Source organism: Brevundimonas sp. (genome assembly GCF_051858995.1).
GTDB lineage: Bacteria > Pseudomonadota > Alphaproteobacteria > Caulobacterales > Caulobacteraceae > Brevundimonas.
Genome location: NZ_JBHYGN010000008.1, coordinates 123,763 through 144,876 on the forward strand (window position 1 = coordinate 123,763; position 21,114 = coordinate 144,876).

The window sequence follows — 21,114 nt, forward strand, 5'->3', positions numbered from 1 at the left end:
CCGCTCAGGCCGCCAGAACCTTGCCGAGCGCCTTGGCCAGCAGGGTGATGTCAGTGTCCAGGGTGGTCTCGGTCGCGGCGACCAGCAGGACGTCGTCCATGCCGGCGTCCGGGGCCAGTCGGCTGTAGGGCACGCCCGCCAGCACGTGGTGCGCGGCTAGGGTGTCGACCACGTCGGCGGCGTTCTTGGGCAGCTTGATCGCAAACTCGTTGAAGAAGCGCGGGGTCAGGATCTCCACGCCGGGAATGGCGGCCAGGGCGTCGCGGGTGGCGACGGCCTTCTCGTGGTTCAGCAGGGCCAGCTTGCGCAGACCCGTCTCGCCCAGCAGGCTCATGTGGATGGTGAAGGCCAGGGTGCACAGGCCCGAGTTGGTGCAGATGTTCGACGTGGCCTTATCGCGGCGGATGTGCTGCTCGCGGGTCGACAGGGTCAGGACGAAGCCGCGCTCGCCGTCGGCGTCCACGGTCTCGCCGGTCAGGCGGCCGGGCATCTGGCGGATCAGCTTCTCGCGCGTGGCGAACAGGCCGACATAGGGACCGCCGAAGTTTAGGGCGTTGCCGATCGACTGGCCCTCGGCCGCGACGATATCGGCGCCCATTTCGCCGGGCGATTTCAGCAGGCCCATCGACACGGCCTCGGTGACCACGACGATCAGCAGGGCGCCGGCGGCGTGGGCGGCCTCGGCGATCTTCGTCACGTCCGTGGCGGTGCCGAAGACGTTCGGGGTCTGGACGACCACGCAGGCGGTGTCCGGACCGATCTGGTCGATCACGGCGGCTTCGGCGTCGACGGCGGCGGGCAGGGCCAGGGTCTCGACGCCGACGGCGTGGACCACGGTCTCGGTGGCGCGGATGTAGTGCGGGTGAACGCCGCCCGAGATCACCGCCTTGTTGCGGCGGGTCACGCGGGTCGCCATCAGCACGCCCTCGGCCATGGCCGTCGAGCCGTCATACAGCGAGGCGTTGGCCACCGGCATGCCGGTCAGGTTCGCGACCTGGGTCTGGAACTCGTACAGGTACTGCAGCGTGCCCTGCGCGATTTCCGGCTGATAGGGGGTGTAGCTGGTCAGGAACTCCGACCGCTGGATGATGTGGTCCACGGTGGCCGGGACGTGGTGCTTGTAGGCGCCGGCGCCGCAGAAGAAGGGCACGGTCCCGGCGGTGGCGTTCTTGGCCGCCATGGCCGAGAGGGCGCGTTCGACCTCCAGTTCGCCCGCGACGCGCGGCAGATCGACGAAGCCGTCGCGGCGCGCCGCCTCGGGCACGTCGACGAACAGGTCATCGATGGATTTGGCCCCGATCGCCGCCAGCATGGCGGATCGGTCGTCGGGCGTCAGGGGGAGGTAGCGCATCGGTGGCTCCTGGCCGGGGGAAGGCGGCCGAGACGGCCCGCTGACTCTTAATCAGCGGGCCGAAACATCATTCACTGGGTGGCGAGGTAGGCGTCGTAGGCGGCGCGATCCATCAGGGCGTCCAACTGCGAGGCGTCCGAGATCTTGATCTTGGCGAACCAGCCTTCGCCTTCCGGATCGGCGTTTACGGTTTCCGGAGCCGAGGCGAGGACAGCGTTGCCCTCGACCACTTCACCGGCGACCGGGGCGTAGACGTCCGAGGCGGCCTTGACCGATTCCACGACGGCGAAGCTGTCGCCGACCGAGACGGTCTTGCCGGCTTCCGGGGTCTCGACGAACACCACGTCGCCCAGGGCGTCCGCAGCGTGCTTGGAGATGCCGACGGTGGCGATGTCGCCGTCGACTTTGACCCACTCGTGATCCTTGGTGAACTTCATGGCTGATCCTCAGACGGTCTTGGGTTTGCGGTAGTAGCGTTGCGCCACGAACGGCGTGGCGATGACTTCGGCGGCGGCGGCCTTGCCGCGCACGATGACCTTCAGGTCCGTACCCAGCTCGGCGAAGGCCGGGGGCACGTAGCCCATGGCGATGTTGCGCCCCAGGGTCGGCGACGGGCCGCCCGAGGTGACCTTGCCGATAACGTTGCCGTCGGCGTCGGCGATCTCGGCGCCTTCACGGGCCGGGGCGCCTTCCTTGACGCTCAGGCCGACGCGGACGCGGCTCGGGCCGTCAGCCAGTTCCTTCAGGACCCGCTCGGCGCCGTTGAAGTCCGCGCGTTCCTTGCGCGACTTCGACAGAGCGAAGGTCAGCGCGCCTTCCACCGGGCTGGTGGTTGGGTCGATGTCGTGGCCGTGCAGGGGCAGGCCGGCTTCCAGACGCAGGCTGTCGCGGGCGCCCAGGCCGATCGGCTTCACGCGGGCGTCTTCCAGCAGCAGGTTCCAGATGCGCTCGGCGTCTGCGGCTGGGACCGAGATCTCGTAACCGTCCTCGCCGGTGTAGCCCGAGCGCGAGACGTAGCAGTCCACGCCGAAGATCATCAGGCGGGCGGTGTCCATGAAGCCGAAGTCGCCGAAGACCGGATCATGCTTCAGCATCACCTCGGCGGCCTCGGGGCCCTGGATGGCGATCAGGGCGCGGTCCAGAACGGTCAGTTCGGCGTCGCCCTCGAGGTTGGCTTCCCAGAAGGCGAAGTCCTCGTCCTTGTTGCCGGCGTTGACGACGACGAACAGGCCGTCGTGATCGGGCTTGCCCGCCATCAGGTCGTCGATGATGCCGCCGTCCTTGTTCAGGAGCAGCGAGTACTTCTGCTTGCCGGCCTTCAGGATCTGATAGTCGCCGGGCACGAAGCGCTCGAACTGGGCGATGGCGTCCTCGCCGGTGATCTTGCACTGGCCCATGTGGGAGACGTCGAACAGGCCGGCGTGCTCGCGGGTCCAGCGGTGCTCGGCCAGCACGCCTTCGTACTGGACCGGCATGTCATAGCCGCCGAAGCCGACCATGCGGGCGCCCAGGGCGCGGTGCGCGGCGTTCAGGGGGGTAGTCTTCAGGGCTTGATCGGTCATGGTCCAGACTCTCGGGGTCGCGTGTTGAAGCGGAAAGCTCCGCCGTCCTCGCGCCCCCGCTGTCCTGAAGCCTGAGAGATTCCGGCGGCCTTCGCCACCTTGCTCCGTCGGCGCGCAACTCGTGCGACTTTCCAGCGTCCGTGCGCCCTCGCGGTCCTTTTGCCTGAGCGTTTCCGGGGCGGTTGCGCCTTCGGCTCCGGGGCCTTTCAGGGGCTCCGATCTCTCCCGCGAGAGCGAGCGGACCTAGGCCCCGACTCCGGGGCCAAGTCAAGCGCTACGCGGCCGCGTACGCCTTCACTTCCGCGATCCGGGCGGCCTTTTCGGCGTCCGGCAGGAAGCTGCCCTCGAAGCTGTTGATCGCGATCTGCGTCACCTGCTCACGGTTCAGGCCGACCGCTTCGGCCAGTTTCGTGTAGTTGGCGTTCACATAGCCGCCGAAATAGGCCGGATCGTCCGAGTTCAGGGTGACGTGCAGGCCCCGGCGCAGCATTTCGGGGACGGGGTGGTCCTTCAGGTCCTTAACCACGCAGAGCTTCAGGTTCGACAGCGGGCAGACGGTCAGGGTCATCTGCTCCTGCGCCAGCCGCTGGATCAGGCTCTCGTCCTCCATGGAGCGGTTGCCGTGGTCCATGCGGTCGATGTGCAGCAGGTCCAGCGCCTCATGCACATAGGCGGGCGGGCCTTCCTCGCCGGCGTGGGCGCACAGCTTGAGACCCAGCTCGCGGGCGGCGGCGAAGACGCGCTGGAATTTGGACGGCGGGTGCCCGACCTCGGACGAGTCCAGCCCGACCCCGATGAAGTGGTGCAGATAGGGCTTGGCCATCTCCAGCGTGGCGAAGGCCTCATCCTCGGTCAGGTGGCGCAGGAAAGACAGGATCAGGCCGGAGGTGACGCCCAGTTCGGCCTTCGCCCGGTCCATGCCCGCGATCAGCCCCTCGACCACCACGCCGAATTCCACACCACGGTCGGTGTGGGTCTGGGGATCGAAGAAGATTTCGGCGTGGCGCACATTGTCCGCCGCCGCGCGCTGGAAATAGGCGAAGGCCAGGTCCTCGAAATCCTTGCGGGTCAGCAGGACATTGGCGCCGGCGTAGTAGATGTCGAGGAAGTCCTGCAGGTTCGAAAAGTCATAGGCCGCGCGCACGGCCTCGACGCTGTCGAACGGAATGGAGACGCCGTTGCGCTGCGCCAGCTCGAACATCAGCTCGGGCTCCAGCGAGCCCTCGATGTGCAGGTGCAGTTCGGCCTTGGGCAGGCCGGCGATATAGGTGTCGAGCGACATAGGCGGGTCTCCGGAAAGTCCCGCCAGTCTAGCCTACATCCGCTCCGGCGTGTCGATGCCCAGCAGGGTCAGGGCGATCACCAGTTGATCCAGCGCCGCCTTGGACAGGGCCAGACGCGACGCCTTCGTCTCGGCGTCCGGCGCGATCAGCACCGGGCAGGCCGCGTAGAATTTCGAGAACGACTGGGCCAGCCTGTAGGCGTGCTCGGCCACGACGTGCGGCATGCGCTTGTCGTAGGCCTCGACTGTCGCCTGCGAGAAGGCGTCCAGCGTCAGGGCCAGATCGCGCTCTGCTGGTTCGCCGATGACGATGGCGCCCGGCGCCAGACCCTGATCCGCCGCCTTGCGCAGCAGGGAGCGGATGCGGACCGCCTGATACAGCAGATAGGGGCCGGTCTTGCCCTCGAAGCTCATGAAGCGGTCGAGGTCGAAGACGTAGCTGGTGGTCCGGGCGTTCGACAGGTCTGAGAATTTCAGCGCCGCGATGGCGACCTTGTGCGCGATGGCCTCGAACTCTTCCGACGACAGGTCATCGCCGAGCTTGGCTTCGTGCAGGCGTTCGCGCGCCTTCTCGGTCGCCTGATCGATCAGGTCGCGCAGCTTCAGCACGCCGCCCGCGCGGGTCTTGAAGGGCTTGCCGTCCTGGCCGTTCATGGTGCCGAAGCCGAGGTGCTCCAGCGACTTCTCGGCGGCGTAGCCGGCCAGATAGGCGGCGCGGAACACCTGTTCGAAATGCTCGGCCTGCCGTTCATCGACGACGTACAGGGCCAGGTCCGGGCCGATGGCCTTCTTGCGGTCGAGGATCGTCGCCAGGTCGGTCGTGCCGTACATGGCCGAGCCTTCCGAGCTGATCACCAGCAGGGGCGGGGGCGACGGGGCCTCGACCACCGAGCCGTCGGCCAGCTTCTTCTTGCGGGTCTCGCCGGGACGGGCGACGTGCACCACCTGCGCGCCGTCGTCGGGGACCAGCAGGCCGGTCGCCTGCAGATGCTCCAGCATCTCGGGCATCAGGGGATCGGCGTCGCTCTCGCCGTTCCACAGGTCGAAGTCGACCGACAGGTCGCCGTACTCGCGCTTCAGCGCCTCGCGGCTGACGGCCACGAAATGCCGCCACAGGGCGCGATAGCCGGGACGGCCGTTCTGCAGCTCCGCCGTCGCCTTGCGGGCGCGGTCGCGGAAGTCGGGGTCTTCCTTGGCCTTGCCGGCGGCCAGCGGGTACAGCCGGTCCAGATCGGCCAGCGTGACGGGGCTTTCCGCCGGGAAGGGACCGTCGCCCTCGACCATGAAGGCGTCCGCCAGCCCCTCGTCGCCGCAGGCGACGATCAGGAGGCCCATCTGGAAGCCCCAGTCGCCGAAGTGGGCGTCGCCGATGACTTCATCGCCACGGAAGCGGAACAGCCGCTTCAGGCTTTCACCGATGATGGCGCTACGGAGGTGTCCGACGTGCATCGGCTTGGCCACGTTCGGGCCGCCGTAGTCGATCACCACCTTGCGCGGCTCGGCCACGGTGGCGGCGCCCGCATGTTCGGCGTCGGCGGCGACATCCTGGGCGCGCTTCGCCAGCGCGGCGTCGGCGACCTTCAGGTTGATGAAGCCCGGTCCGGCGATCTCGACCGAGGCCAGACGCGGATCGCCTTCCAGACGGGCGGCGACTTTCGCGGCCAGTTCGCGCGGATTGGCCTTCAGCGCCTTGGCGGCGGCCAGCGCCCCGTTGGACTGGAAGTCGGCCAGATCGGGCCGGTCAGAGGGGGTGACCCGCGCAAGGGTCGCGTCCACGCCTTCGGCGGCGAAGGCGGCTGCGACCGCTTCGCCCAGTTCCGTCTTGAGATCGGTCATTTACTGGGCTGCGGGCTGGGCTGCGGGGGCGGCGCCCGCGTTGACGCGGAAACGGCTGCCGGAGCGGTTGAACTCGGCCATCTGCGGCGTGACGTCGAAGCCGACCAGGATCTCGAAATTATCGCCGCTGGTGCTGGCCGCGGCGCGCGGGATCATGATGGTGTTGTCTTGGGTGACCGTGGCGGTGGTCGCGCCGTTCTCGAACGTCACCGGCAGGTCGAAATAGACCTTGTCCAGCACGGCCCGGTTCCGCTCGGTGACGGCGATCCAGTAGCGATAGGTGCGGGCCTGACCGTCAGCCTGCGGCCCGCGGCCGAGGTTGAACAGGACGCGGGTCTGGACCTCGATCGGCTCGTCGTTCTGATAGGCGCAGTCCGAGGTCAGGCCCTCGATCTCGCCGGTGTAGCCGACGTTGGCGGCCGCGACCCGGTCGCCGGTCAGTTCGACGTAGCGGGCGGCGTCGTAGAGAATCTTCACATAGGGGCAGGGGCCGGCGGCGGAGCGACGGCTCAGCGGCGCGATGCGGACGCGACGGGCGCGGTCGCCGGCCTGGTCACCGGCTTCAGGGCGGTCGGCGCGGTCGCGCTCCTGCCCGCCAGGACGCGATTGCGCGATGGCGATGGGCGCGATGGCCGCGACGGTGGCGGCGACAAGAGCCGAGGCCAGGGAAACCTTCAGGACGCGACGCATCAATGCTCTTCCAGATCACGAGGAGGCGGCGACAGCCCGACGCCGTCCGCACGCTTGCCGCTGATAGCGGCTAAACCGAGGCGCGGCAAACCCGCCGCGCGCGGAAACGACGGTGGCGGCGGACGGCCCGAGCGACTAGGTTCCGCCGCATGACCGTTCACCAGCCGATCCGACCGGCCGACAAGCCCCCGCTGACCGTGCGTCTCGCCACCCCCCGGGGCTTCTGCGCGGGCGTGGACCGGGCCATCCAGATCGTCGAACGGGCCATCGAGAAATACGGCGCGCCCGTCTATGTGCGCCACGAGATCGTGCACAATCGCCATGTGGTCGAGCGTCTGCGCTCCATGGGCGCGATCTTCGTCAAGGAGCTGGACGACTGCCCGGACGACCGGCCGGTGGTGTTCTCGGCCCATGGGGTGCCCAAGTCGGTGCCCGCCGCGGCCCGTTCGCGCGAGATGCTGTTCCTCGACGCCACCTGCCCGCTGGTGTCCAAGGTCCACGTCGAGGCCGAGCGCCACCACGTCGCCGGTCGCCACATCATCCTGATCGGCCACGCCGGCCACCCCGAGGTGGTCGGCACCATGGGCCAGCTCCCGTCCGGCGCCATTTCGCTGGTCGAGACGGTGGAGGACGCCGAGGCGTTCGAACGGCCCGGCGACGCGCCCCTGGCCTACGCGACCCAGACCACCCTGTCGGTGGACGACACCGCCGAAATCCTCGCCGCCCTGAAGCGTCGGTTCCCGGAACTGCCGGACCCGCACAAGGAAGACATCTGCTACGCCACCACCAACCGTCAGGAGGCTGTGAAGCGGCTGGGCGATGGCTGCGATCTGGTGCTGGTGGTCGGGTCCAAGAACTCGTCCAACTCGGTCCGTCTGGTCGAGGTGGCGATCAAGGCCGGCGCCCGCGAAGCCCGTCTGGTGGATGACGCCAGCCATGTCGACTGGAGCTGGCTGGACGGCGTTTCGACGCTGGGCATCACCGCCGGCGCCTCGGCGCCCGAGCGGCTGATTGAGGAACTGGTCCAGGCCGTCCGCGACCGCTTCGACGCCCATGTCGTCGAGGACGACGGTGAGCGCGAGACCGTCACCTTCAAGCTGCCGCGTGTCCTGACCACCTGATGCCTGCCGTCATCCCGGCTTCGCACGCCTGTGCTTGTTAGCGGGCTTCCCGCCCACAGTCTGACGGAGCCGGTCATGGATCTGGATCGTCGACGCCTCCTGCTGACCACCGGCGCGGGCGCGCTGATGGCTCCCGCCCTCGCGCGGGCCATGACCATCGACGCCGACGTCCGCTCGGGGACCATCGCCGACGTCGATCACGTGGTGATCCTGATGCAGGAGAACCGGTCGTTCGATCACTATTTCGGTGCTTTCCCCGGCGTGCGTGGCTTCGGCGACCGTTTCCCGATCCCGGTGGCCGACACCGATCAGCGCAAGGGCAAGACCTGCTGGGTGCAGGCCAATCCGAACGGAGAGGGGCGACCCGCCCTGGTCGCACCGTTCGCGCTCAACACCGCCGACGACTTCCGCCTGATGCGGGTGGAGGGCACGCCCCACAGCTGGCCTGACGCCCAGGCCGCCTGGGACGAAGGCCGGATGAGCGCCTGGCCCGTGGCCAAGCAGGAACATTCGATGGGCTACTACCGTCAGGAGGATATCCCCTGGCAGTACGTCCTCGCCGACGCCTTCACGATCTGCGACGCCTATCACTGCTCGATCCAGACCGGCACCAACTCGAACCGGCTCTTCCTGTGGAGCGGGACCAATGATCCGTCGGGAACGCGCGGCGGGCCGTCGATCTCCAACTCGCACGACGCCCTGGTCGCCGACGGCGGGCATCCGGACGGCTACCGCTGGACCACCTATCCGGAGCGGCTGCTGGAGGCCGGGATCAGCTGGCGCATCTATCAGGACATGGCGGACAACTTCACCGACAACCCCACCGCCGGGTTCCAGACCTTCCGCGATAGCCACGCGGGCGCGCCGGGCGGTGACCCGCGGTTGGCGGCGCTGGGCCTCAGCACCCGCCACCTCGACGGTCTGCGCGAGGATGTGCTGACCGGCGCCCTACCGAAGGTGTCGTGGATCGTCGCCCCAGCCGCCGACTCCGAACACCCCAGCCCGTCCAGCCCGGCGCAGGGCGCGGACTACACCGCCCGCGTGATCGAAGCCCTGACCGCCGACCCCGCCGTCTGGGCGCGGACGGCCCTGTTCGTCACCTTCGACGAGAACGACGGCTTCTTCGACCACATGCCGCCGCCCGCGCCGTCGTCGATGGTGGGGCGCGAGCCGCAGGTCGGGCTGGGCGGCTCCACCGTCTCGACGGTCGGCGAATACCACCTCGAGACCACGCCCAGCGAGGAGCGGGCCGAGCGCACCGAGTTCGTCGGTCGCCCCTATGGTCTCGGCCCGCGCGTGCCGATGTACGTCATCTCGCCGTGGAGCCGGGGCGGCTGGGTCAATTCGCAGGTGTTCGACCACACCTCGGTAATCCGCTTCCTTGAGACCCGCTTCGGGGTAATGGAGCCCAACATCTCGCTGTGGCGGCGGGCGGTGTGCGGTGACCTGACCAGCGCCTTCGACTTCCGCACGCCCAATGCGCCCTTCCCGGACGTTCTGCCCGCGACCCGTGAGACGGCGGACCGGGCGGTCGCCCTTCCGGGGCGCACGGCGCCGATCACGCCCGCCCTGCCGGAGGCGCCCATACAGACGCCCGGTGTGCGCCTGTCGCGGGGCCTGCCTTACCGGCTTGGGGTTGGGGAAACACGTCACGACGGCGCGCAAGGGCTGATCTTCGACAACCGGGGCGCGGTCGGCGCGGTCTTCCATGTCTATGACCGGCTGCGACTGGACCGGACGCCCCGGCGCTACACCATCGGCGCAGGCGACAGCCTCGACGGGGTCTGGGAGGTGGGCGCCTATGACCTGTGGGTGCTGGGGCCAAACGGCTTCCATCGCCACTTCACCGGCGACGCCGAGCGGATCGAACCGGTGCTGGCTGTCGAAGGCCGTCCCGAACAGGGCGACCTGATCCTGCGCCTGACCAATCCGGGCGAGGCCGTGCTGCGGCTGGACCTGATCGCAAACGCCTATGGGCAGGATGCGGCGCCCCGGTCGGTCCGCATCGCGCCGGGCAAGACCGCCTCCGTCCCCTGGCCGGTCGGCGTCACCCGCGGCTGGTACGACGTCTCGATCCGCTGTCCGACGCTGGAGGGCTACAGCCGTCGGCTGGCCGGGCGGCTGGAGACTGGCGCACCCTCGATCAGCGATCCGGCCATGGGCGGCCCGGCCCTGCTCGATCAGGTCTGACGGCCCGACGCGCGCCGGTCCTTGCACAAGCGGAGCCTTTGCCGTTCGTTGGCGTTAACGCTGCGACCGGGAAAGGGACCCTCCATGCGCCTGACTGCCGCCTGCACCACCGCCGTTTCCGTTCTGGCCCTGGCCGTCTCGGCCTGTTCGCCGGAATCCGAGCAGCCGCCGGCGCCGCTTCCCGCGTCTCCTGCCCCCGCCGCGCCGACCGCCCCGCCGGTCAGCTATGCCTGTGAGAGCGGCCAGTCGATCACCGTCGCCTATCCCGACACTTCGACCGCCCAGCTGTCCTACAAGGGCCAGGCCTACGCCCTGCGCACGACCCAATCGGCCTCGGGCGCCCGCTACGTTGGTTCAGACATCGAGTGGTGGACCGCCAACCGCGACGGCGTCGAAAGCGCCACCCTCAGCCGCCTCGGCCCGAACGAGGAAGTCGGCACCGCCGTGCTGGAACGCTGCAGCCGTCCGTCGTCCGGCCCGGTCGCGCCCGGCCCCATCCCGACGCCCCAGCCCGCGCCCGGCGGCGTGCTGCCCGCCGCCGCGCTCTGCCGCGGCCCGCAACTCAAGCTGTCCACCGAGGGCGGCGACGCTGGAGCGGGCAACCGCGTCCAGAACATCGGCGTCCAGAACATCGGCAGCAGCGCCTGCACCCTGACCGGCTACCCTGGCGTCGTCCTGCAGGACCGTCAGGGCCGCAACCTGACCGCCATCCGCAGCGAGCAGAGCCCCGGCAGCTACTTCGCCGCCGGTCAGGCGCCCGCGCCCGTCACCCTGGCCCCGCAGGCCAAGGCCGCCTTCGAACTGGCCTGGAACGTCGTGCCGAACGAGGCGCAGGGCCAGACGACCTGCCCCAACGTGGCCCGCATCCGGGTGACCGCCCCGGGCGACACCTCCGCGGTGTCGCTGGACCTCGCCTTCAGCCCCTGCAGCGGCCGCGTGCGGGTCAGCCCGATCCGTTCGCTGACCGCTGCGACACCGGCGGCGCCGGAACCGACCGTCTGATATTGCTGACCGAAATCTGAGCCGGGCCTGAGAACCCGACCGATTTCGGTCGTGGGGGTTCAATCCGTCACGGATTCGGCGTAGCGGAGCGCGCATGACAGCGACCTTCTACGACCGCGTCTCCGCGGAACTCGCCGACATCGACGCTCAGGGGCTGACCAAGCCCGAGCGCGTGATCCATTCCCGTCAGGGACCGGTCATCCGGGTCGGCGGGCGCGATGTCCTGAATTTCTGCGCCAACAACTATCTGGGTCTGGCCGGCGACGAGCGGGTCGTGGCCGCGGGCGCCAACGCAGCCGAGGCCTATGGCGCGGGCACCGCCTCCGTCCGCTTCATCTGCGGCACGATGGAGATCCACAAGACGCTGGAACGCGCCATCGCCGACTATCTCGGCTTCGAGGATTCGATCCTGTTCGCGGCGGCCTTCGACGCCAACGGCGGCATCTTCGAGCCCCTGTTCGGCGCCGACGACGCCATCATCTCCGACAGCCTGAACCACGCCTCGATCATCGACGGCGTGCGCCTGTGCAAGGCCAAGCGCTATCGCTTCGCTACCTCTGACATGGACGATCTGGAGGCCCAGCTGAAGCAGGCCCGGGCCGACGGCGCCAAAGAGATCATCATCGCTACCGACGGCGCCTTCTCGATGGACGGCTACATCGCCAAGCTGAAGGACATCCGGGCGTTGGCCGACAAATACAGCGCCCTGGTCATGGTCGACGATTGCCATGCCACCGGCTTCCTCGGGCCGCAGGGGCGCGGCTCCTATGCTCACCACGGCGTCGAGGTCGATTTCGTCACCGGCACGTTCGGCAAGGCGCTGGGCGGGGCCATGGGCGGCTTCATCTGCGCCAGGGCCAATGTCGTCGCCCTGCTGAAGCAGCGCGCGCGGCCCTACCTGTTCTCGAACGCCCTCAGCCCCGCCGTGTGCGGTTCGTCGCTGGAGGCCATCCGCATCGCCGCCGGCGGGGAAGGCGACAAGCTGCGCGAGCAGCTGTTCGCCAACGCCGCCCGCTATCGCAAGGCCATGACCGAGGCGGGCTTCACCCTGCAGCCCGGCGAGCACCCGATCATTCCGGTCATGCTGGGCGACGCCAAGCTGGCCCAGGACATGGCCGCCCGCCTGTTGGAGCTGGGCATCTACGTCATCGGCTTCAGCTTCCCGGTGGTGCCGCGCGGCCAGGCCCGCATCCGCACCCAGATGTCGGCGGCGCACACCTTCGAACAGATTGATCAAGCGGTCGCGGCGTTCACGACGGCCGGCAAGGAACTGGGAGTGATCTGATGACTGACATGATGAAGGCCCTGGCCAAGACCAAGCCCGAAGTCGGCCTTGAGCTGATCGACGCGCCGATCCCGACCCCGGGCGACGAGGACGTGCTGATCAAGGTCAAGCGCACCGCCGTCTGCGGCACCGACATCCACATCTGGAACTGGGATGAGTGGTCGCAGAAGAATGTGCCGGTCCCGATGATCACCGGCCACGAGTTCGCCGGCGAGATCGTCGCCATCGGCAAGGACGTGGATCGCCGCCTGAAGGTCGGCCAGCGCGTCTCGGCCGAAGGCCACGTCATCGACCTGAACTCCGAAGCCGCCCGCGCCGGTCACTTCCATCTGGACCCGGACACCCGCGGCATCGGCGTGAACCGCCAGGGCGCCTTCGCCGAATACGTCGTGGCCCCGGCCTTCAACGTGATCGAGCTGCCGGACGACGTGCCTTATGAGATCGGCTCGATCCTCGATCCGTTCGGTAACGCCGTGCACACCGCACAGCAGTTCGACCTGCTGGGTGAGGACGTGCTGGTCACCGGCGCCGGTCCCATCGGCATGATGGCCGCCGCCGTCGCCCGCCACGCCGGCGCCCGCACCGTCGTCCTGACCGACATCAACGACTTCCGCCTCGAGCTGGCCCAGAAGGTCGCCCCCGGCGTGCGGACGGTGAACACCACCAAGGAAGACCTGCGCGACGTCATGCACGAGCTGGGTCTGAAGGTCGGCTTCGACGTGGCGCTGGAAATGTCGGGCTCGCCCATCGCCTTCAAGCAGTGCGTCGACACCCTGATCATGGGCGGCGGCATGGCCCTGCTGGGCATTCCGTCCAAGCCGATGGAGACCGACTGGGGCCAGATCATCCTCAAGGCCCTGACCATCAAGGGCGTCTACGGGCGTGAGATGTTCACCACCTGGCGCAAGATGCTGGGCCTGCTGAAGGCCGGCCTGGATTTGCAGCCGCTGATCACCCACCAGATGTCCTACGAGAACTACCGCGAGGGCTTCGAGGCCATGCGCTCCGGCCAGTCCGGCAAGGTGGTGCTGAACTGGGACAAGGCGGCCTGAGGAGGCGAGGCTGAGCGAGACGTCGTTTCCGGTCCTCGCCTTCCTTGAAGGGGCGGGGACCGACGGCCGGGGGCGGCTGATCTTTGATGTGCTGGCGTTCAACAACGCCGCGCTGGAGCAGCACCATGACTATATCCAGTGGCTGTTCCCGCTGACCGAGCCGTCCGGCGCCGTGCCGGACGCCCCGGTCCTGTCTCCGGAAGAAGTCCAGGCCATCGGCCGCTCCAGCATCGGCCAGATCGTGCTGGCGGGCGCGACCGACCGTATGGCGGCCTTCTACCGGGACACCGATCACTGGCTGCGGGCCGAGGATCACAACCACCTGCGGATCACCCGCATCATCCGCTCGCTGCGCCTCCTGCGGGGCGACGAGGCGGCGGAAGGCTTCAAGGCCTGGATATTGGCCCGGGTCGACGCGACCGGGGCGCCGATCAGCGCCCGCAGTCGCGGCTACTGGCTGACCGCCTAGGCGGCCACGGCGGCCTTTGCGCCCGTCGCCCGGAAGACGATCACGGCGAAGACGGCCATGCCCAGAACGACCATGGTCGGGCCGCTGATCATCAGCGCGGGCACGAAGGCCATCAGGCTCTGGGCCTGCATAAGCTGGATGGTCAGGCCGATCATCATCAGCGGCAGGCCGACAGCGGCAAGCACCAGATGGGTCTTGGCCAGCCAGCCCTGCGCCGCATCAGGGAAGGCGCGGTAGAACAGGCCATACAGGAACATCGACACCCACCCGAGCAGGTTAATGTGCGCGTGCACGGGCGAGATGATGAAATTGTGGGTCATGCCCATCCAGTAGCCGAGCGACACGCCCAGCACGACGAACAGAACACTCATACGCAGAAAGATACTGGACATCGATTTCGTCCCTCCGACGATTTGACGGGCGGGTCGTAAACCGTCGTTCTTCGTGCGGGGCAAGTTACATCGGCGTCAGGTCAGGGACCGGATCAGGGCGATCTCGAACCCCTTGGCGTCCGGGCCGGGTAGGGCGCGTAGCTCGCCGGTCTCGAACATGCTGAAAACCTTGGGGTGGACGTAGGACGACCGGCAGACGGTCGGCGTATTGCCCAGCAGGCCTGCCACCGCCTTCACGCAGACCGTGACCTTGCGTTTCGCGTCGGTGGGCGAGGTCGGGACGTCGATATCCCGCAGCGCGCGCGCCGCCGACACTGTCCCGGCCCAGGTGCGGAAGTCCTTGGCCGAGAACTGCTCGCCCATGGCCTCGCGGATGTAGGCGTTCACATCGTCCGAGGTGATCGGGCACAGGTCGCCGTCGGCGTCGCGGTACTTGAACAACTGCTGGCCCGGCAGCTCGCGCAGGGACCGGACCACGGTGGCCAGTCGCCGGTCGCGCACCCGCACCTCATGCTCGACCCGGCTCTTGCCCTTGAAGGCGAAGTTCAGCGCCGCCCCGTCCACCTCCAGATGCCGCTTGTGCAGGGTGGTCAGGCCATACGACCGGTTCTGTCTGGCGTACTCGGCATTGCCGACCCGGATCAGGGTGATCTCCAGCAGGCGCACGGCGGTGGCCAGCACCTTGTCGCGGGTCACGCCGCGCTTGGCCAGATCCGCCTCGACCCGCTCGCGCAGCTTCGGCAGCCTGCGGGCAAAGGCGGGCAGGCGGTCGAACTTGCTCTCCGAGGCGTGTCGGCTCCAGTCGGGGTGGTAGCGGTACTGCTTTCGCCCTTTGGCGTCACGTCCGGTCGCCTGGATATGGCCGGTGGCGCGAGGACATATCCAGACGTCGGTCCAGGCGGGCGGAATGGCCAGGCCCCGGATGCGGTCCAGCACCTTCGCATCGCCGATGGTCTTGCCGGTCGTGTCCAGATAGCGGAAGCCGGTCCCCGACCTCCGGCGTGACAGGCCGGCATTCTCGTCGCTGCACCAGGTCAGCCCGGCGGGAACCTCGACGTCTGTCACACCCCGACCTCGCGCAGGGTCTGCCGCAGGTCGTGGATCCAGTCGCGCGCGGCGTCTCCGCCCCACAGCTGCCAGGCGATATAGCCCGCCGACGGCTTGTCCTTGTTGTTCCAGTCCTTGCCGTGCTTGTCGACGACGTGGCGGGCTGAATACCTGTACATCGACTTGATGTCCCGGTCGCTCAGGACCTCCTGGCTCATCAACTGTCCGGCCCGGCGGATTCCGACCTCGGCGCCGCCGCGCTTGTGCTCCCGCCGCAGCTCCAGCCCCCGCTCCGCCGCATCGGCCACCGCCTGCGGCGGGGTGCGTTGTTCGTCGGACAGGACGGGGTGATCGATCATGGCGAACTCCAACGATGCATGAGTTGAGGCGGTTCCTCTTGACCGCGCGGGCGTGGGAGAGGAGGCAGGGGCATGAACTACCGCCATAGCTTCCACGCTGGAAATTTCGCTGATCTGGTCAAGCACGCGCTCGTGCTCTGGCTGCTGGACCGCCGTCGCGCGACCGGCCCGGTGACCGTGATCGACACCCATGCGGGAGCCGGGGTCTACGACCTCAGCGGCGACGCTGTCCGGTCGAAGGAGGCCGAGGCCGGGATCGAGCGTCTGATGGTCGCGACCCATCGCCCGCCGCTGATCGAGGCGCTCGCCAAGGCGGTCGGCGAGCTGAACCCCCACGGCGGCGCCCGCCTCTATCCGGGATCGCCCCTGCTGGTCGCCCGGCGGCTCGGCCGCGAGGACCGCTATGTCGGCTTTGAGCTGAACCCGCCGGTGCTGGAGCTGCTGACCGAGGCGATGGGGCCCTTCCCGCAGGCCACGGCCCGGGGCGGCGACGGCTATGATCAGGCGCGGGCGGACGCGACCCGGTCGCCGGGCGCCTTCGTCCTGATCGACCCGCCGTTCGAACGGCCCGATGACTACCAGCGCGCCGCCGATACCGCCGCCGCCATCGTCCGCGCCGACCCGCGCGCCATGGTCGCGATCTGGACCCCGCTGAAGGACATGGAGACCTTCGACGGCTTCCTGCGTCGTCTGGACGAGGCGGGCGCCAAGCGGGTGTTGGTCGCCGAGGCGCGCCTACGGCCGCTGACCAATCCGATGAAGATGAACGGCTGCGCCATGGTCATCCTGAACCCGCCCGCCGGAGCGGAAGAGGCGGCGCGTCAGGTCTGTGGCTGGGTCGCCGACACCCTCGGCGAAGCGGGAGCCAAGGCCGAGGTCTGGACGGCCTAGTCGATGACCTCGCCCGCCTCGTAGAGGTTGGGCTCGAAGGTCGCGAGGGCCATGATCGGCTCCATGGCGGCGGCGACGCCGGGCAGGCGGGCCATCGCCTTCCAATCGTCCTGCGAGCGCCAGACGGCGTGGACAGCGGCGACCTTGCCGTTCAGGCCCCGGTGCAGGGTGGCGGAGACGAAGCCCTCGGCCCCGCGCTGGGCGGCGACCATCACCGCCAGATGCTCCATCAGCAGCGCCTGCTTCTCGGGCGCGCAGCGATAGACGTTGATCAGGACCACGGGTTCGGCGTCGGACATGGCGCGCCCTCTAGAGGAGTTTTGCGGCAGCTTTGTACCGTCCGGCTTAAAAAGCGTTCATACGCCGCATCGGTCGCACCCGCCTTGCGAGCCTCGGTCGGAACGCCATATCCGCCGCTCCGGAGAGTCGCATGACCCGTATCGCCATCCTGAAGACCGGCGCCCCGCCGCCGGCCCTGGCCGAGGCGCACGGCGACTATCCCGCCATGTTCGGGACCCTGCTGGGCGACGCCTTCGCCACCACGACCTTCGACGTGCAGCAGGGCGAATGGCCCGATCCCGTCGCCTTCGACGGCGCCATCGTCACGGGTTCCGCCGCCGGGGTCTATGAGGACGAAGCCTGGATCGCCGCCCTGCTGGACTGGATCCGCGCGGCGCGGGGCCAGACGAAGCTGGTCGGCGTCTGTTTCGGCCATCAGGCCATGGCCCAGGCCCTCGGTGGCCGTGTCGAGAAATCCGAGCGCGGCTGGGGCGTCGGCCTGCATCGTTATGACGTGGCGCTCGAGACGCCGTGGATGGCCCCGCGCGCCCAGACCGTCGCCATCCCCGTCTCGCATCAGGATCAGGTGGTCGCCATCCCTGATCAGGCCCGCGTCATGCTGCGCAGCGACTTCACCCCCTTCGCCGGTCTGGCGTGGGGCGATGATGCCATCAGCTTCCAGGGCCATCCTGAGTTCTCTCCGGCCTATGCCTCCGACCTGACCGCTGGACGACGGGGCCGGATCGATCCGGCGCTGGTCGATCGGGCCTTGGAGACTCTCGCCCAGCCCAACGACCGGGCGCTGGTAACAGATTGGATTCGCGGTTTTCTCACGCCGTAAGCCTTGCTCAAGGAATAGGTGCGAAGAGGGATGGGCATGTCGCCGTTCCGTTTCGTACTCGCAATCTTTTTTGCGTTCGCGCTCGGCGGAGCCACGGCCTCGGCGCAACCCACGTCCGGCCGCGCCGATGAGGGGATGCAACTGGCGGCCTTTGTCGAAGCCCGCGCCGCCTCGACCTCATTCGCCGCTCTGGAGGCCTTCGGTCGCGACGCGATGAACCGCGACGACCGCGAGGGGCTGAACCGGCTCTATCATGTCGCCTGGACCATCCTGAACCAGGGCGAGTTCGACCGCGCCGCCGTGTGGAACGGCCGTCTGGCCGCCGCCGCCCGACGCCAGAACGACGCCCGCTATCGCGACATCGCCCATCTGAACGCCCTGACCATCCGCTACGACAAGGGCGAGAGCGGGGTCGCCCGCGAGATGCAGCAGATGGCGAATACCGGTCGTGACTGGTTCGTGCGCGCTCACGCCGCCCGCCTGACCGCGCTCTGGCTGATCGACAACGCCCGCGTCGGCGAGGGCCTGCAACTGCTCACCCGCGCCGAGGCCGACATTCCGGCCAATGACCGCTTCGCCCGCACCGCCCACGCCGGCATCTGGGAAGTGGCGGGCATGGGGCTGAAGGATCTGAACGACGTCCAGGGCGCCGCCGACGCCTTCCGCAAGTTCGAGATCGAATACTCCAACCCGAACTATCCCCGCCCGGACTTCGACAGCCTCTACAACCTGACCATGATGGCGGTGAAGATCGGCGAGACGGACCGCGCGGCCATCTTCTACGCCGCCCACAACCGCATGGCGCGGCGGTCGGACCTGCCGACGCTCAAGATCTATGACGCCAGCCTGTGCGCCACGGTCGCCAACGCCCGCCGGATGGCGCAGGCGGTGCTGGATTGCCTGGCGCCCTATGGCGAGGACCTGGGCGCCGCCGCCTTCCTGAGGCGGGACGCCCTGCCGTTGCGCGCCATCGCCCGGGCTCACGCCGGCCAACTCGCCGCCGCCCGTCGCGATCTGACGATCCTTCGCGGACTTGAGGCCGACGTCGGCGACCAGTCCGAGCTGGATCACGTCGAGGCTGAAATCCTGTTCGCAGAAGGCCGCCCGACCGAGGCCTACCGCGTCCTGCGCGGTCACATGCTGGATGAAGAGACGGAGGCGGCCCGGAACTTCAGCGCGGGCATCCATCAGGTCACCGGCAATATGCAGCAGCAGCTGACCGAGCGCCGTAACCAGCTGGACACCGCCCGAGCCAACGACCGGCTGCAGCTGATCGTGACGGTGATCGTCGTCCTGTTCCTGCTCTGCGCCGCGGCGGCCCTCGCCTGGCAATGGCGCCTGACCCGCTATCTGCGCGACGCCCGCGCCCGGGCTGAGGACGCCAACCGCGCCAAGTCCGAGTTCCTGGCCAATATGAGCCACGAGATCCGCACGCCCCTGAACGGGGTGGTCTCCATGGCGGACTCCCTCGCTCGCCGCGATCTGGATGCGCAGGAGCGGGAGATGGTCGATCTGATCCGCTCGTCCGGCGCGACGCTGGAGCGGCTGCTGTCCGACATCCTCGACACCGCCAAGATCGAGTCTGGTCAGGTCACGCTGGAGCCCGTCGCCTTCAATCTGGAGCAGGCGGTCAGCGATGTCGCCGCCCTGTGGCGGGTCAAGGCCGAGGACAAGGGCGTGGCCCTGAATGTCGACTTCGATCCAGCCCTGTCCGGCTTCGTCGAGGGCGACGCCGTGCGCCTGCGTCAGGTGTTGAACAACCTGGTCTCCAACGCCCTGAAGTTCACCGCCGAGGGCGCAGTGTCGATCTCGGTTGAGACCGATCCGGACGGACGCGCCGTCTTCCGGGTCAGCGACACCGGCGTGGGCTTCGACGCCGAGCAGAAGGGTCGCATCTTCACCCGCTTCCAGCAGGCCGACGGCTCCATCACCCGCCGCTTCGGCGGCACCGGTCTGGGGCTCGCCATCTCGACGGCGCTGGTCGATCTGATGGGCGGGACGCTGGATTGCGAGAGCACGCCGGGCGAGGGCTCGGCCTTCTGGTTCAGCATCGCCCTGCCGGTCGCCGAGCCGGTGGCGCCCGAGCCGGCGCCCGAGGGCGATCTGGTCGATGTGGCCGCCATCCCGTTGCGCATCCTGCTGGCCGACGACCATCCGGCCAACCGCAAGGTGGTCGAGATCATGCTGGCCGCCACCGCCATGGACCTGACCGCCGTCGAGGACGGGCGGCAGGCGCTGGACGCCTTCGGGGGCGGTGGTTTCGACCTGATCCTGATGGACATGCAGATGCCGGTCATGGACGGCCTGACCGCCACCCGCGCCATCCGCGAGCTGGAGGCCGAGCAGGGCCTGCCGCGCACCCCTGTCCTGATGTTGACCGCCAACGCCATGGCTGAACACGTCGAGGCCGGGCGCGCCGCCGGGGCCGACGGTCATCTGACCAAGCCGGTCACCCTGGCGAGCCTGTTCGAGGCGATCAGCGGCGCGCTGGATCCCGAGCGGACCGAGGCGGCCTGATCAGGGCCACTTCACCACGGGCGGCATGGAGCTCAGGATCGAGTCTACGTTGCCGCCGGTCTTCAGTCCGAACATCGTCCCGCGATCGTACAGAAGGTTGAACTCGACGTAGCGCCCGCGCCGGACCAACTGCTCCTCGCGCTCCTCCGCCGTCCACGCCTCGCTCATCCGACCCGAGACGATCCGCGAATAGACGTCCAGGAAGGCCGTCCCCACGTCCTGGGTGAAGGTGAAGTCCCGGTCCCAGTCGCCGCTGTCGTGGTGGTCGTAGAAGATGCCGCCGGTGCCGCGCGACTCATTGCGGTGGGGCAGGAAGAAATACTCGTCGCACCACGCCTTGTATTTCGCATGCCATGAACCGTCTTGGGCGGGATCGTGGGCGTCGCAGGCGGCCTTCATCGCGGCGTGGAAGGCGAGGGTGTCCGGGTGGTCATCGCGGCGATCCGCATCCAGCACCGGCGTCAGGTCGCCGCCGCCGCCGAACCAGCTCTTCGTCGTGGCGATGAAGCGGGTGTTCATGTGCACCGCCGGCACGCGCGGGCTGACCGGGTGGCAGATCAGGCTGATGCCGGTGGCGAAGAAGCGCGGGTCCTCGACCGCGCCCGGCACCGACTTGGCATAATCGGCGGGGAAGCTGCCATGCACGGTCGAGCAGTGGACGCCCACCTTCTCGAACAGGCGGCCGTGCATCATGCCCATCACGCCGCCGCCGCCTTCCTGGCGGTCCCACGGGGTGCGCACGAACCGGCCCGGCTCGCCGGGGAACAGATCAGCGGGCGCCGCGTCCTCCAGCGCCTCGAAGCCGGCGTGGATGCGGTCGCGCAGGGTCTCGAACCACTGGCGGGCGTCGGTCTTCTTCTGCGAGAGGGGATCGGCGGCGTCGGTCATGGCCGCTTCCTAGGCTGTGGCGACGCGTGACGAAAGTGTAACCGTGGTCCTGTTGATTTC

Annotated in this window: 20 protein-coding genes and 2 riboswitches; of the genes, 9 read left to right on the forward strand and 11 right to left on the reverse strand. The window is 68.7% G+C overall.

Annotation, left to right across the window (positions count from 1 at the left end; translation table 11 throughout):
• Positions 1-4: 4 nt before the first annotated feature.
• The 6 genes from gcvPA to ACTIEF_RS08200 all read right to left on the reverse strand — a co-directional run bounded on the left by gcvPA (position 5) and on the right by ACTIEF_RS08200 (position 6,721).
• Positions 5-1,351, reverse strand: coding sequence for an aminomethyl-transferring glycine dehydrogenase subunit GcvPA (gene gcvPA / locus ACTIEF_RS08175; protein ID WP_439471636.1), 1,347 nt, complete (start codon positions 1,349-1,351; stop codon positions 5-7).
• Between the two features lie 71 nt (positions 1,352-1,422).
• Positions 1,423-1,788: a glycine cleavage system protein GcvH gene (gene gcvH, locus ACTIEF_RS08180; RefSeq protein WP_439471637.1), complete on the reverse strand. Its 366-nt coding sequence runs from the start codon at positions 1,786-1,788 to the stop codon at positions 1,423-1,425.
• Between the two features lie 9 nt (positions 1,789-1,797).
• Positions 1,798-2,913 carry a glycine cleavage system aminomethyltransferase GcvT gene (gene gcvT, locus ACTIEF_RS08185; protein ID WP_439471638.1) on the reverse strand — a complete coding sequence of 372 codons (1,116 nt, stop codon included), beginning with the start codon at positions 2,911-2,913 and terminating at the stop codon, positions 1,798-1,800.
• Positions 2,914-2,970: 57 nt separating this feature from the next.
• Positions 2,971-3,050, reverse strand: a riboswitch (glycine riboswitch).
• A gap of 4 nt (positions 3,051-3,054) precedes the next feature.
• Positions 3,055-3,151: riboswitch (glycine riboswitch) on the reverse strand.
• A 36-nt stretch (positions 3,152-3,187) separates the two neighbouring features.
• Positions 3,188-4,195 (reverse strand): adenosine deaminase, encoded by a 1,008-nt coding sequence (locus ACTIEF_RS08190; RefSeq protein WP_439471639.1) that lies wholly within the window; start codon positions 4,193-4,195, stop codon positions 3,188-3,190.
• 33 nt (positions 4,196-4,228) lie between these two features.
• Positions 4,229-6,031 carry an arginine--tRNA ligase gene (gene argS / locus ACTIEF_RS08195; RefSeq protein ID WP_439471640.1) on the reverse strand — a complete coding sequence of 601 codons (1,803 nt, stop codon included), beginning with the start codon at positions 6,029-6,031 and terminating at the stop codon, positions 4,229-4,231.
• Positions 6,032-6,721, reverse strand: coding sequence for a Tat pathway signal sequence domain protein (locus ACTIEF_RS08200; protein ID WP_439471641.1), 690 nt, complete (start codon positions 6,719-6,721; stop codon positions 6,032-6,034).
• Between the two features lie 149 nt (positions 6,722-6,870).
• Between ACTIEF_RS08200 and ispH the strand changes: the two genes are divergently transcribed.
• The 6 genes from ispH (at position 6,871) to ACTIEF_RS08230 (ending at position 13,840) form a co-directional block, all read left to right on the forward strand.
• On the forward strand, positions 6,871-7,842 hold the full coding sequence (ispH, locus tag ACTIEF_RS08205; RefSeq protein ID WP_439471642.1) for a 4-hydroxy-3-methylbut-2-enyl diphosphate reductase: 972 nt from the start codon (positions 6,871-6,873) through the stop codon (positions 7,840-7,842).
• A gap of 75 nt (positions 7,843-7,917) precedes the next feature.
• Positions 7,918-10,032, forward strand: a complete 2,115-nt coding sequence (locus tag ACTIEF_RS08210; RefSeq protein WP_439471643.1) for a phosphocholine-specific phospholipase C — start codon at positions 7,918-7,920, stop codon at positions 10,030-10,032.
• A gap of 84 nt (positions 10,033-10,116) precedes the next feature.
• Positions 10,117-11,034 carry a DUF4232 domain-containing protein gene (locus ACTIEF_RS08215; RefSeq protein ID WP_439471644.1) on the forward strand — a complete coding sequence of 306 codons (918 nt, stop codon included), beginning with the start codon at positions 10,117-10,119 and terminating at the stop codon, positions 11,032-11,034.
• Positions 11,035-11,128: 94 nt separating this feature from the next.
• Entirely contained in the window at positions 11,129-12,319 is a 1,191-nt protein-coding gene (locus ACTIEF_RS08220; RefSeq protein WP_439471645.1) for a glycine C-acetyltransferase, read from the forward strand.
• The gene (gene tdh / locus ACTIEF_RS08225; protein ID WP_439471646.1) at positions 12,319-13,371 is read left to right on the forward strand and encodes an L-threonine 3-dehydrogenase; all 1,053 of its coding nucleotides are present in this window, start codon (positions 12,319-12,321) and stop codon (positions 13,369-13,371) included. Before ACTIEF_RS08220 ends, tdh begins: the two co-directional genes overlap by 1 nt.
• Before the next feature lie 88 nt (positions 13,372-13,459).
• Positions 13,460-13,840 (forward strand): opioid growth factor receptor-related protein, encoded by a 381-nt coding sequence (locus tag ACTIEF_RS08230; protein WP_439471647.1) that lies wholly within the window; start codon positions 13,460-13,462, stop codon positions 13,838-13,840.
• On the opposite strand, the gene ACTIEF_RS08235 is transcribed toward ACTIEF_RS08230, so the two are convergent.
• The 3 genes from ACTIEF_RS08235 to ACTIEF_RS08245 all read right to left on the reverse strand — a co-directional run bounded on the left by ACTIEF_RS08235 (position 13,837) and on the right by ACTIEF_RS08245 (position 15,638).
• A complete protein-coding gene (locus ACTIEF_RS08235) occupies positions 13,837-14,232 on the reverse strand; it encodes a hypothetical protein (protein ID WP_439471648.1) in 396 nt (131 codons plus the stop codon). The genes ACTIEF_RS08230 and ACTIEF_RS08235 overlap by 4 nt on opposite strands.
• 75 nt (positions 14,233-14,307) lie before the next feature.
• The gene (locus tag ACTIEF_RS08240; RefSeq protein ID WP_439471649.1) at positions 14,308-15,297 is read right to left on the reverse strand and encodes a DNA topoisomerase IB; all 990 of its coding nucleotides are present in this window, start codon (positions 15,295-15,297) and stop codon (positions 14,308-14,310) included.
• A complete protein-coding gene (locus ACTIEF_RS08245) occupies positions 15,294-15,638 on the reverse strand; it encodes a hypothetical protein (protein ID WP_439471650.1) in 345 nt (114 codons plus the stop codon). The genes ACTIEF_RS08240 and ACTIEF_RS08245 overlap by 4 nt, the downstream gene beginning before the upstream one ends.
• A 72-nt stretch (positions 15,639-15,710) precedes the next feature.
• On the opposite strand from ACTIEF_RS08245, the gene rlmJ reads away from it, so the two are divergent.
• Complete coding sequence (rlmJ, locus tag ACTIEF_RS08250; RefSeq protein ID WP_439471651.1) at positions 15,711-16,529, forward strand: 23S rRNA (adenine(2030)-N(6))-methyltransferase RlmJ; 819 nt, start codon at positions 15,711-15,713, stop codon at positions 16,527-16,529.
• Here the strand turns inward: rlmJ and ACTIEF_RS08255 are convergent.
• Positions 16,526-16,828 (reverse strand): antibiotic biosynthesis monooxygenase family protein, encoded by a 303-nt coding sequence (locus tag ACTIEF_RS08255; RefSeq protein ID WP_439471652.1) that lies wholly within the window; start codon positions 16,826-16,828, stop codon positions 16,526-16,528. The two genes, rlmJ and ACTIEF_RS08255, sit on opposite strands and share 4 nt — an antisense overlap.
• Positions 16,829-16,959: 131 nt before the next feature.
• Between ACTIEF_RS08255 and ACTIEF_RS08260 the strand changes: the two genes are divergently transcribed.
• The gene (locus ACTIEF_RS08260; protein WP_439471653.1) at positions 16,960-17,649 is read left to right on the forward strand and encodes a glutamine amidotransferase-related protein; all 690 of its coding nucleotides are present in this window, start codon (positions 16,960-16,962) and stop codon (positions 17,647-17,649) included.
• Positions 17,650-17,685: 36 nt separating this feature from the next.
• Entirely contained in the window at positions 17,686-20,166 is a 2,481-nt protein-coding gene (locus ACTIEF_RS08265; protein WP_439471654.1) for an ATP-binding protein, read from the forward strand.
• On the opposite strand, the gene hemF is transcribed toward ACTIEF_RS08265, so the two are convergent.
• Positions 20,167-21,054, reverse strand: a complete 888-nt coding sequence (gene hemF / locus ACTIEF_RS08270; protein ID WP_439471655.1) for an oxygen-dependent coproporphyrinogen oxidase — start codon at positions 21,052-21,054, stop codon at positions 20,167-20,169.
• Between the last annotated feature and the right edge of the window lie 60 nt (positions 21,055-21,114).